Genomic DNA, 12,365 nt, shown 5'->3' with positions numbered 1-12,365 from the left:
TGTTAAGTGATTAAAAAAAGAACGACTTTTACTACTATTTCATAAGCTTTATTGATCTATTGATTTGAATCGGTGTTTTTCAATAGTAAATATTCGCATAATTTATCTTGGCATCATTGTTTTAACACTTTCATCCCATCAAGTTATCACCAAGAATTGACTGTTTTTTACCGTTTTCATTATCGTGAACTTCTATTGACGCTTAAATTAACTCCACTTTATCCATTTGCTTGACTTTACAACTGATGATTCATAGTCTGCTATCTCTGTTTTCAAGGTGGTATCAAATGGACATCAAATATAATTTAAAATCGGCATCGTCGCGTCGTACTGAGCAGTTTCAACCAGAAGGTAATGTTGGCTTTGGTAACCTCAGAACCGATCATATGTTTTTAATGGATTATCGTGATGGCCAATGGTGCGATCCACGCATCGAACCTTATGCGCCTTTTCAAGTGGCTCCAGGGGCAATTGCTCTGCATTATGGTCAATCTATCTTTGAAGGCGCCAAAGCCTTTAAACATGATGATGGCGAAATCTATACTTTTAGATTAGATAAAAATGCCCAACGTTTAAATAATTCGGCCGATATTCTTTGTATCCCTAACCTTGATGAAGATAAACAACTTCAAGCGATTAACGCGTTAATCGATGTCGATAGACTTTGGTTCCCAATGCAAGATGGTGCGTGTTTGTATATCCGTCCATTCATTTTCGCCACTGAAGACCGTTTATCTGTTAGCCCAAGCTTAAACTTTACCTTCTGCGTGATATTAAGCCCGAGCGGTGCGTATTATGCTGACGGAGTGAGCAAAGCGATTCGTTTGTTGATCAGTAAAAAATTCCATCGTGCTGTTTCTGGCGGCACAGGCGCGTCAAAAGCGGCTGGTAACTACGCGGCATCTTTAAGAGCGGGCCAAGCGGCAGCTGAATATGGCGCTGCGCAAGTGTTATATCTTGATGCCAACAATAAACAGATTGAAGAAGTGGGCGCAATGAACCACTTTCATATCCTGAAAGATGGCACTGTCATCATTCCAACGTTTACTGATACCATTTTAAAATCAATCACCTCTCAATCAATGCTTGAAATAGGGCATTTACTGGGTTGTGAAGTTCGCCAAGAAACGATTATGTTAGATCAATTTATCGCTGACATTGAAGCGGGTGAAATTGTTGAGGCTGGTGGATTTGGTACTGCAGCGGTTGTATCGCCAGTTGGGTCATATATCTTTGAAGATGGCCGTATCGTTACTGTTGGCGATGGTGAAGTTGGACCTTGTATCAAGCGTATCTATCAAATATTCACTCAATTACAAAATGGTGAGTTAGCAGGCCCTGAAGGCTGGGTTAAGCGCGTAGAAAGAGTCGCGCTGTAGAATATTGGCATTATTGATACAATCAAAAAAAGGCTCAATATGAGCCTTTTTTATTGTGTTGAATATGCTGATTAACGGACTTTAAACTTGATCCGCTTGTTGCTTATCGAGCTTAATTCTTTCCAGACAATCCTCAGCACTAAGGGGTTTACTGAGTAAGAAGCCCTGTACTTGATCACAACCTTCATGCTTTAAGAAATCAAGCTGCTCTTGTGTTTCTACGCCTTCTGCTACTACATTAAGTTCTAGGCTGTGTGCCAAGGTAATAATCGCGCAGGTGATGGCGGCATCATCAGGATCTTCAATAATATCGCGGACAAATTCTCTATCCACTTTTAAAGTATCGATAGGGAAGCGTTTTAGGTAACTGAGGCTTGAGTATCCCGTACCAAAGTCATCAATGGCAATCGTGAGTCCAAGGGCTTTTAGCTGTGACAGGACCGTGACTGAATCCTGTGGGTTACCCATGATCATTGATTCTGTTAGTTCTAATTCTAATGCGCTTGCTGGTAGTCCAGAAACCGCAAGAGCCACCTCAATGGTGGAAATAATGTCAGCTTTTAGCTGCCTTGCGGATAGGTTGACCGCCACTGAAATATGCTCAAACCCCTGTCTATGCCAGCTTGCTAACTGATTACAGGCTTGATCAATCGCCCAATGCCCAATGGCATTAATCATCCCGGTTTCTTCCGCTAATGGAATAAATTCAACGGGTGATATAAAGCCAAGGGTTTTACTTTCCCATCGCAATAGGGCTTCTACGCCAATAATACGCTTGGTTTGAATATCAAATTTAGGCTGGTATACCAGGAACATCTCATTTTTTTGAATAGCTTCTTTTAGGCCCGCTTCTAGTTCCACATGACGGGTGGCATACTTATTTAAATCCTTGGTATAAAACTGGAAGTTATTGCGACCTAAGGACTTAGCATGATACATCGCCGTATCTGCATATTTAATGAGAGAGGTCGTATCATCGGCATCATTGGGATAAAGGCTGATACCAATTGATGGTGATACAGTAATATTTTTGTCTTCGAGTAAGAAAGGCTTTTTAAAGGCGTTTAGGACTTTATCGGCAATAATAGTTACTGATTTTAATTTGGCAATGCCTTCCAAAATAATCGTAAACTCATCGCCGCCAAGGCGCGCGACGGTATCGCCATCACGTACTGAGTTTTGTAATCGAATCGCCACAGCTTTTAACAATAAGTCGCCAATATGGTGTCCCATAGAGTCGTTAATGTGCTTAAAGCGATCTAAATCCAAAAAGAATAACGCCACTATCGATTTTGAACGATGGGCTTTGGTTACGGCTTGATTAAGTCTGTCTTGGAATAATGTGCGGTTGGGCAAGCCTGTTAGCGGATCAAAATTGGCTAAAATCCGTAAATCTTCTTCGGCTTTTTTACGTGAGGTGATATCGGTAAATACCGCCACAAAATGACTGGTTTCACCTTTAGTATCGATGACTTGGTTAATCTCAAGCCAGGCCAAAATACCTTTTTTATCTTTGGTGCGAATATGGATCTCGCCAGCCCAGTGCTTCTTCCTTAAGAGTTGTAGTTCAACATTGTGATAAAACTCGTGAGAACGGTGTCCGTGGGCTAAATATAAGAAGTGTTTACCTGCTATGACTTCAGGAGAAAATCCCGTAATACGGCTAAATGCTGGATTTACAGTACGCACTCGGTAGTCTAGCTCTCCGACAACCACAGCTTCATTCATACTGTGTAAAACTTGAGTTGAAAGCTTGAGTTCGTTTTCAGTTTCTTTTCTGACAGTAATATCTTTATGAGTTCCCGCCATTCTGACCGGTCTATCTTGCTGATCCCATTCAACCACTTTGCCGCGATCAATCAACCAAATCCATTTCCCTGGCTGTTTTTCTACACGATATTCAGCTTCAAAGAATTCAACTTTGCCTTCCAAGTGATGGTTAAGTAACTTGGTCACTCGGTCTTTATCTTCAGGGTGAATATTATTAATCAGCGCCTGATCATCACCATCTTTGGGTTGGGAGGAGGCCATGTTGGTGCGGTAGACTTTATTCTCGCGAATATTCCAATCCCACATGCCATCGCCAGATGCCCATAACGCCAACTTTAATCGTTCTTCTGAGGCTCTGATGCTCATTTCAAATTCACGTTGTTTTTCACGTTTCAGTTGTTTCAAATAGATGAAAAATGTCAGTAATAACATGATGGCAAGGCCGTAAATAACATAGGCTGCTTTGCTTAGATAAAACGGTGGAACAACGGTAAATTTAATACTTAATGGTGGTTGTGTGTAAGGGTTATCCGTTAGCGTATAGCGTACTAACAATTCATAATCTTTAGGTGCCAAGTTTGAAAAAGTAATGTCATTCGATTGACTTAATTCAATCCAGTGATCATCTCGACCGAGGAGTTGGTAACTTAATTGTTCAAAACCTGGGTAGTTAAAGTCCAGTGCACTGACTTGAAAGCTAATATCATTGTCTTCATAAGGCATTTGTAATAATGGAGTCGTTTGTAAATTGAATTGTGGGAAATGGGACTCACCAAAGTCATAACTGGTCAAAGCAAGCTTGATATTTGGCCTTTCTACTGGAACAGATAGCGGATTAAAATGATTCAGGCCATTAATGCCGCCAAACCATAAGTCACCGTTTTTTTCCTTGAATTTCACGCCGCCATTAAATTCGCTTGCTTGCACCCCATCGTATTGATTAAAAAATATATACTCTAAATCAGGGTTGATACGGGCTAAACCTGAATTAGTACTCAGCCAAAGATTTTGTGCTTTATCTTCTAGGATGGCATAGATAGTGTGTTGCTTTAAGTTCTCACTTAATGCTTCAAACTGAAGTTGGCCATCAGCGGTTTCTATTATTTTATCGACACCACTGTGGGTTGCCATTAAAAATTCACCGGTTTGAGTGATGATAAAGTCTCTTATACGATTATCACTCAGGGTTGACTTATCAGCTAACTGACGACTTTTTAAGGTTAACTCTTTAGCATCAGGCTTGAGTCTAACTAATCCTGCCATCGTGCCTAACCACAGGCTATCGTTGTGATATTCCATGGAAAGAATGAATAGATTAGAAGGAGAGAAATCACTCTGGAAGTCGAAGTTATATTTGTGGAGAATATCTTCTCCTGGCAACACAAAATACAGTCCATTGCTGCTGGCAACCCAAAGTCTTAGTTGAGTATCGAGAACCATATCGCGTATAGATAAACTATTCGGATCGTTATTATCTAAAACAGATAAAAATGTGAGTTGTTGATCTGGGCTTAGCCTAGCAAGGCCGTGATCTGTAGCAAACCATAAGTAGCCATCATCTGTTTGGCTAATTTTGTGAACTGTTAAATACAGTTCTTCTTCTTGAAGGTTGAGTGCCTTAGCAAACAGGTCATTGTAATAGTAAAATTCACCTTGTTGCTCATCAAATAGTTTTAAGCCAGCGCTTTCCGTACCAATCCAAAGTCTTTGTCTGTCATCACGAAAAATAGAGCGGATCATATTAGCCATTTTAGGCATTGAAGGATGCATTTCGTAGATGTGGTTAAAGTAAACTTGGTTGAGGTTTAATTTATTTATCCCTGAAAAACGGGTCCCAAGCCATAAGGTTCCGTCATTGGCTAGCATAATGCTTTGTAGGTTATTTTCGCTAATAGATTGGCGACTATTTGGATCATATTTATGTATTCTACTGCGCCATTCATCATTGATTAAGTCGAGCTGTATTAAACCTGAGTTAGCACCAATCGCCCATACTTGTTCATTACCATTAATGACGAAATCTCTAATTTCATTAAAAATAGTCGGTTGTTCATTTTCCCAAATGATACTTTTGGCGTGGGTGTTAAGGTCATAACGGATCAATTTATTGCTAATCGCTAGCCATACAGAACCGTCATTAGGATTGGTTTTTATACTATTAACTCGAAGCTCTGCTGCGATATCAAGGCGAATAATGGTATTACTATCGATTGCAAAGGTGCCACTGCGCTCAGTACCAACAAAAATGTACTTATTATCAACGTTAGCGACACTGGTGATGTGTGGGTCAATAGTGTTGCTTAGGCCAATTTTAGATATTTTATTGGTTTTCAGTGACAGGGTAAATAAGCCTGAATGCGTGCCAATCCATAAGCTATCACCTATTAGGGTTATTTCTGTGAGGTTTAAATCAGTTAACCCTTGTTCAATGCCGTAATTAGTAAACTCGCCTGTATTAAGGTTGAAGCGGCTTAAACCTTGGGAGTAAGTCGCTACCCACAGGTCATCATCGGATGACTGTAAAATATCAATAATGAAGTTGCCAACAAGGCTATTGGGATTGGTTGTGTCATGTTGAAAAATATCGAATTTGATACCGTTATAGCTGTGTAAGCCATCCTGGGTACCGACCCAAAGCATACCGGCTTTGTCCATAAACAGTTTGGTGACGGAGTTTTGATTTAAATCATTGGCAGCTTCAAATTGTTCAAATGACAGTAGATGGTTGTCATTTTTTGGTGTTATGGCATAAACCGATGCTGACATTGACGTAAGCATGATCAAAATACACAAAAAAAATGTCAAAGCTGAAGGAAAACGTAAATTCAATCTGCACCTATAATTTTTTAGGATGGCAAAGAATGATGCTAAATAGCATATTGTTAGTCATATTTTATAATTTAACAATCATATCAACACGGAAGCGCTAAAAAGTGTATCTTGCATATTTAAAAAACAACTTCGTATAGTTTCAATCATGTATATAGAGCATCTTACGCTAGCTATGTACTTTATTTCAAATTACATTTCAGTTTGTTGGGAACCGCCATGTTGTAGGCTTGTTGTCAGTTTAACCTAGTTCTTAAAATTGCACGTAATTTAAACAAAAAAACACGCTAAATAGCGTGTTTTTTTCATTAAGTCATCGGTTACTTTTTGGATGAAATCTCGTTATTGTGTTTCAGGAAGACATCATCCAATATTTGATCTTTCTCTATCCACACTTGGTTTAACCAGCGCTGAAATTCAACACGGGTTTCCGGCGATGAAAAATACACTTCAGCATCGACTTTAGGCACTGGCATTTGCTCAATTCTAACCATGATTTTTTTAACCCGGCCTGACATGACTTGGTACAACACACCCTCTTTTGCGTTTAGGTCAGCATCTGGATAGGCTAATGTCATGTTGAGCAGTCCAGTAAACTGCTCACCCATTGCAGAAAGGGTAAAAGCAATCCCACCGGCCTTAGGTCTTAATAAATGCTTATAAGGCGACTGCTGACGTTTATGTTTATCGGGCGTGAATCGGCTACCTTCAACATAATTAATAATCGATGTTGGAAAATGTTTAAACTTTTCGCAAGCCTTACGGGTTGTTTGAAGATCTTTACCCTTAAGCTTCGGATTCTTTTTGAGTTTTTTCGGGCTGGTTCTGTCCATGAATGGCATGTCTAATGCCCAGCAACCTAAACCTAAAAATGGCACAAAGATGAGTTCTTTTTTAAGGAAGAACTTCAGCATTGGAATATGATTTCTCAATAAATAGGTTTGAGCGGCAATATCAAAACCACTGACATGATTGCTGATCAGCAAATACCAACCTTGTTCATCCAGATCTTCTAGGCCTTCAACATCCCATTCAACATTGGCGATAAGATGTAAAATCCCGCCATTACAGGTTGCCCAAGCCCACATAAAGCGGTTCATGAGATGGGTTAGAGCATTTCTTCCTGCTTTAAATGGAATAAAGAGTTTAATGATGCCGCCAATACTAATGAGACCAGCCCATAATGAAGTATTGATGATCAATAAACAGCTGCTGATAAAAAAGATGATTGGACCTGGTAAAAAACCTAGCATTGAGCTGAATACCTTATAATTGTTTCGTGTCAGCCATTATGCTGATTTGTTTGTCTTTTTCTAACCACATTTGATTTAACTGTGCTTGAAATTTAATTTTAAACTCTCTGTCTTTACTGTAATCACCCTTAAGTGATTCTGGTATATCTGACACTCGGATATCGACATGTATTTCATTTATACCACCACAAATATATTCCCAATAGCTTGGTACTTTATTGGGGTAATGAATGGTGACATTGACGAGTTTATTAATATGGTCACCCATAGCATCTAAAGCGAAGGCCATTCCACCTGCTTTAGGCTTCAACAAATGTTGAAAAGGTGACGCTTGTTTTTGGTGCTTTTTGGGATGAAAGCGAGTTCCTTCAACAAAATTCATCACACTAACTGGTTTGTGTTTAAATTTTGCACAAGATTGACGAGTGATTTCAATGTCTTTTCCCTTAAGCTTAGGATTCTTTTTTAATTGCGCAGTCGAATATCGACGCATAAAAGGAAAGTCTAAAGCCCACCAGGCTAAACCTAACACTGGAACATAGATGAGTTCTTGTTTGAGGAAAAACTTTAAAAATGGAATTTTTCGATTAAAAACACGCTGTAAAACTAAAATATCAACCCAGGATTGATGGTTAGCTATTACCATGTACCATTCTTTCTCTGAAAACTGATCATCACCACTCAACTTTATCTTTACAGGATGAAAAATAGCTTCAATCACGCCATTGACACTGATCCAGGCTCCCGCACAATTATCTAAAATATAACTGCAAATTCTACGGATGAGATCTATAGGTAAGATTTTGAAAATACTGAATATTAATATTGGAGTAACCCAAATAATCGTATTTATCAGATAGCATACAAATGCTATTGAACCTTTAATTTTTGAAAACAGCGGCATCGAGCTCTCCTGTAAATGGAGGCTTATGTTACTCCGTGATAGCCTTCGGCTCAATCTGTTGGAGCATATTATCCCATGTTTTGTTGTTTTATTACACTTGATGCAATCTGTAACGACGCTGGTTAGTTATTTTAGTATTGCTGGCTTAAGCGATTCATCAATCTGTCCATTGCTCTATAACCCAAAGCCTGAGCAATGTGTCTTCTTTCAGTGGTATTTGATTGTTGTAAGTCTGCAATGGTTCTAGAGACTCGCTGGATCCGATGAAAGCTCCTAACTGATAGCCCCAACTTTTGAATACTTTGCTCAAGAAACTCCAAATCGGCTTGGTTCATGGCTAAGTGTTGCTTTAGCTGCGACGGCGATAGTTCACAGTTAATGACGCCTGCGCGGCTGAGTTGTTTTTCTCGAGCTGCATTGACCCGCTTTGCGATAGATTCGCTGTTTTCACCTATTTCTTGAGTTTTGGTTAGCGTACCGGCGGGTAACTTAGGGACTTCAATGGTGAGATCAAACCTATCCAGAAATGGACCTGATAAGCGCGATAAATAGCGTTGAATTTGGTCTGGCGTCGCACGGGAGTTTTCAACATCGCCACAAGGGCTTGGATTCATCGCAGCAATTAATTGGAAGCGACTGGAAAAGGTGACTTTTGCGGCAGCCCGTGAAATAACCACTTCTCCCGATTCCATAGGTTCACGTAAACAATCTAAAACCTTACGTGGAAACTCGGCAATTTCATCAAGAAACAAAATTCCTCTATGAGCCAGTGATATTTCGCCCGGCTTAGGAATACTGCCACCGCCAACAAGGGATATAGACGAACACGTATGATGCGGTGCGCGAAACGGCCGCTCTAAGAAGGCTTGAGGTTTGATATTTAGACCCGCTACCGAGTGAATTGCGGCAACATCGATAGCTTCTTCATAGGTAAGCTTGGGCAGTAACGGAATTATCCGATTGGCCAACATGCTCTTTCCTGTGCCTGGAGGGCCAATAAACAGAGTGTTATGCCCACCTGCTGCGGCGATTTCAAGACCTTGTTTCGCTTGATATTGACCAATGACTTCACTGAGGCATAAATATTCTTTGGTTGATGGTTCTTCAAACCACTCTAGTTGTTGGTCCACAAGCGGCAGCTTAGCTTGTCCATGCATAAACGCGGCAAGATTTTGTAAGTGAGCGACTAGGTGCGTTTTTTGGTAACCGACTAATTCTGCTTCATGGCGGTTATCTAAAGGGATGAATAATTCATGTTGTTGATTTTTAGCTGCGATAATTGCCGGAAGAATACCGATGCAGGGTCTGACTTGCCCTGATAGGGCGAGCTCACCGATAAATTCACATTGGGCTAACTGCGCGTGAGGGATTTGCCCTGAGGCGGCTAAAATCCCAATAGCGATAGGTAAATCATAACGACCGCCTTGCTTGGGTAAATCAGCTGGAGCTAGATTTACCGTGATTCGCTGCATCGGGAATTCAAAACCCGCATTGATCAATGCGCTGCGGACACGCTCTCTGGCTTCTTTTACTGAGGTCTCTGGTAATCCCACAAGATTAAATGCGGGCAATCCATTGCTGAGATGAACTTCAACGGTGACTTTAGGTGCTTCTACGCCGCAACAGGCACGGGTGTTTACGCAGGCAATAGCCATTAACAAATCCTTTTGTTTTCGTATTCAGGTATTTATTTACACTTACGAGTTTGATTGAGCTCGTTAAGTGTAGCAGGTAAAAAATTAGCTGCGATGAAACTGAATTTCGTAACAGGATTTGTATCCTTGGACAACATTATTGCTTCAGAGTGTTAATGCGTTCTTCTATATTTGGATGGGTGCTAGCCCAATCAGGAATATCAAAATCATGCTCAGCTTGCAGCAATTGATATAAGGCTACAATTGAGTCGGTGCTTTGATACCAAGCCTTAAGATGTATTGCGGCAAATTGGTCTGCTTCGCGTTCATGATCTCGTGAGTAGGTTAAGCTAGTGCCTAATACCGTTACACTCACCAACATGTCTGATATTCCGCTAGCATCACCGACAACCAATGCCGCAGCAACGGATAATATAGAAGATTGGATTAAGTTAGTGAGAATATGACGATGTTGCACATGTCCAAGCTCATGCAGAATGACCGCTTCAAGTTGAAGGTCATCAGTGGCTAACTTGATCATCGCATCGGTTAAAATGACATGCCCATCAGCGAGTGCAAAAGCATTAGCACCATCTTTACTTTGATAAATCAGTAATCTAGGTTCTTGAGTAAATACAATGTCTTGTTGTTGCAGCTTAGCTAAAGTGAGCTTAAACAGTTGCTGTAATTCTGTTTGTCGTTGTTTGGTTAGTTCGCTTTCAGTAAATCCCATCGGTTCTATTAAAGCGAAAGTTTGTTCGCCAACTTCTTGAACGATAGCATCTGGCAATATATTGGCTATGGCCTTAGATGCTGCGGGAACGCCATAAACGATGCTGGTATACAGCACCGCTAATGACACTATGGTGGCAATAAAAATTAAACCGAGATTTTTTTCTAGTTGGGCGATTAAGCTTTTTTTCGTATGAATCGCTAACCACTGATTTAACGGTATAGGATCCGTTGAGACAAAAACATGCCCGCTAGCAAAGGTGATATTACGTGCTAAATTGCCAATAGCATCAGTGACCGAGGTTTGATCAAGTTGAAATTGACCACTGTGGATTTCTGAAGCTAATGTCAGCATGCCATTTTGACCCAGCACTAATGACGCTGGATATTTGGTGGCTTGTTTAGGGGCAAGAATATGCCCACTTACTTGTTCTATCACCATTAAATTCCGGTTTATATTAAGCTGTGATTAAACAATACCAATATTAATATCAAAGGCGTCAGCGACTTCATCTGCAATCGCAGTGCTGCTTTGTTGATTATGATCTTGTGCGCTGAATTGAGCTAAATCACCTTCAATAGCGGTAACGTCTGCTAAATATTTAGCCAAACGAACATCAGCCCAAGCGACACCCATACCAAAAGTAAATACCACAATTAATAAATTGGTGACCACTAAAAATAAGAAGCTTGATGTTTTCATTGTTGATGCCAATTGTAGATCATCGTTAAGTTTGGTTTGGTTGAAAACGTAGTTTCGAACACGCACCTGTACATAAGCTGCAATTAACATTGATAAAATAAACATACCGAAATAGCCAGCGAATAGCATTCCCATCAGTGCTACATTGTCTTTTAAGGCAGCTTCAGAAGCACCACTTTGAATGAGCTCCACAATTGAACCCATCAACCCAAGTCCGAATGCGATTAATGAAAAAATGAATGAAGCTGCAAAAAATAATCCTAAAGCTGTCACTGCAATTTTTACGTATTCGCGAATTTCTAGTGATGCCGTAAATGCCTTATCGCCATAACGGTAACCATTCACTAAGTATTGAGCTACGCTGGCACTAACCCAGCCGTAACAATAAATCGCAGCGACAAAAAATAATACGACACCAGCAGTAATGGCAATACCCAATACGATAGGGTCATCAGTTATGAATCTTGCTACAAAGCCAAAACCAAAGGCACATGCAAATACCACAATATAGGCAAGCAACGGCTTTAATAATAAGTTGATATAAGCACCGCTGTAAGAACCGGTAAAGTCAAAACGCACATTACGAAAGCGAGTCATGCGGGCATCAAAACGGGCATTTCTCACTGCAAGAAATGGTATGGCCAACATCAGAATGACTGCTAACCCTATAGAAACTAGAGGCATAATACTGCTGAGTATTGACCAAGTAATAAGTAGGACCACCGCGATAATACGGCCTATTAAGATTTGCATGGGTTTGGCTAGATATTCGAATCTATCGCCGCCAAGTTCAGTGTTACCGTAAAAATAGTTATTAGTACGAACTTTAGCCCAGGCAGAATAAATACCCAATGTGACCATAGTGAGTAACACGTTGACGATCCAAATTCCGAAGAATTCTCCGCCTATGCCGTGAAACTTAAAAGAGGTTGAGGTTTCAGTTGAAGATGTAGTTGAAGATATAGAGGTACTGCCTTGTACAGATGAGTCTAATTGGCTCATGTTAATTTCCTTCCGTTGGAATAAGAGCCATATTAGAAAGGGAACTTGTTAGTAAATCAATAGTTTTGTGTAACTAAAGTGTTATTCGTGTTTTCTTTTACCTCTTATTTGGGCTATTAATGCTCAAGGATTCGTTTTATCAACTCAATGGTTTTTTTT

7 protein-coding genes are annotated in these 12,365 nt (G+C 40.2%); 1 reads left to right on the top strand and 6 read right to left on the bottom strand.

Translation table 11 applies throughout. From position 1 onward, the window contains the following. The first annotated feature begins 287 nt into the window (after nt 1-287). The gene (locus tag FPK91_RS12040; RefSeq protein WP_144211471.1) at nt 288-1,379 is read left to right on the top strand and encodes a branched-chain amino acid aminotransferase; all 1,092 of its coding nucleotides are present in this window, start codon (nt 288-290) and stop codon (nt 1,377-1,379) included. A gap of 81 nt (nt 1,380-1,460) precedes the next feature. On the opposite strand, the gene FPK91_RS12035 is transcribed toward FPK91_RS12040, so the two are convergent. The 6 genes from FPK91_RS12035 to FPK91_RS12010 all read right to left on the bottom strand — a co-directional run bounded on the left by FPK91_RS12035 (nt 1,461) and on the right by FPK91_RS12010 (nt 12,206). After that, entirely contained in the window at nt 1,461-5,915 is a 4,455-nt protein-coding gene (locus FPK91_RS12035) for an EAL domain-containing protein (protein ID WP_193559166.1), read from the bottom strand. A gap of 383 nt (nt 5,916-6,298) precedes the next feature. Then, the gene (locus FPK91_RS12030; protein WP_144211469.1) at nt 6,299-7,231 is read right to left on the bottom strand and encodes an acyltransferase; all 933 of its coding nucleotides are present in this window, start codon (nt 7,229-7,231) and stop codon (nt 6,299-6,301) included. A gap of 13 nt (nt 7,232-7,244) precedes the next feature. Continuing rightward, a complete protein-coding gene (locus FPK91_RS12025) occupies nt 7,245-8,135 on the bottom strand; it encodes an acyltransferase (protein WP_144211468.1) in 891 nt (296 codons plus the stop codon). Nucleotides 8,136-8,266: 131 nt separating this feature from the next. Next, nucleotides 8,267-9,790, bottom strand: a complete 1,524-nt coding sequence (locus FPK91_RS12020; protein ID WP_144211467.1) for a YifB family Mg chelatase-like AAA ATPase — start codon at nt 9,788-9,790, stop codon at nt 8,267-8,269. A 136-nt stretch (nt 9,791-9,926) separates the two neighbouring features. Beyond that, entirely contained in the window at nt 9,927-10,943 is a 1,017-nt protein-coding gene (locus FPK91_RS12015; RefSeq protein WP_144211466.1) for a M48 family metallopeptidase, read from the bottom strand. Between the two features lie 27 nt (nt 10,944-10,970). Further along, nucleotides 10,971-12,206: a YjgN family protein gene (locus FPK91_RS12010; protein ID WP_144211465.1), complete on the bottom strand. Its 1,236-nt coding sequence runs from the start codon at nt 12,204-12,206 to the stop codon at nt 10,971-10,973. Nucleotides 12,207-12,365 lie beyond the last annotated feature (159 nt).

The sequence above is a fragment of the Shewanella donghaensis genome, assembly GCF_007567505.1.
Taxonomy (GTDB): Bacteria; Pseudomonadota; Gammaproteobacteria; order Enterobacterales; family Shewanellaceae; genus Shewanella; species Shewanella donghaensis.
The sequence above is the reverse complement of the archived record's forward strand: the minus strand, read 5'-3'. Positions and strand labels throughout refer to the sequence as shown.

Coding starts and splice junctions, on each gene's coding strand:
- FPK91_RS12040 (WP_144211471.1), top strand. CDS start 288: ATGGACATCAAATATAATTTAAAATCGGCATCGTCGCGTCGTACTGAG.
- FPK91_RS12035 (WP_193559166.1), bottom strand. CDS start 5,915: ATGTCAGCATCGGTTTATGCCATAACACCAAAAAATGACAACCATCTA.
- FPK91_RS12030 (WP_144211469.1), bottom strand. CDS start 7,231: ATGCTAGGTTTTTTACCAGGTCCAATCATCTTTTTTATCAGCAGCTGT.
- FPK91_RS12025 (WP_144211468.1), bottom strand. CDS start 8,135: ATGCCGCTGTTTTCAAAAATTAAAGGTTCAATAGCATTTGTATGCTAT.
- FPK91_RS12020 (WP_144211467.1), bottom strand. CDS start 9,790: ATGGCTATTGCCTGCGTAAACACCCGTGCCTGTTGCGGCGTAGAAGCA.
- FPK91_RS12015 (WP_144211466.1), bottom strand. CDS start 10,943: ATGGTGATAGAACAAGTAAGTGGGCATATTCTTGCCCCTAAACAAGCC.
- FPK91_RS12010 (WP_144211465.1), bottom strand. CDS start 12,206: ATGAGCCAATTAGACTCATCTGTACAAGGCAGTACCTCTATATCTTCA.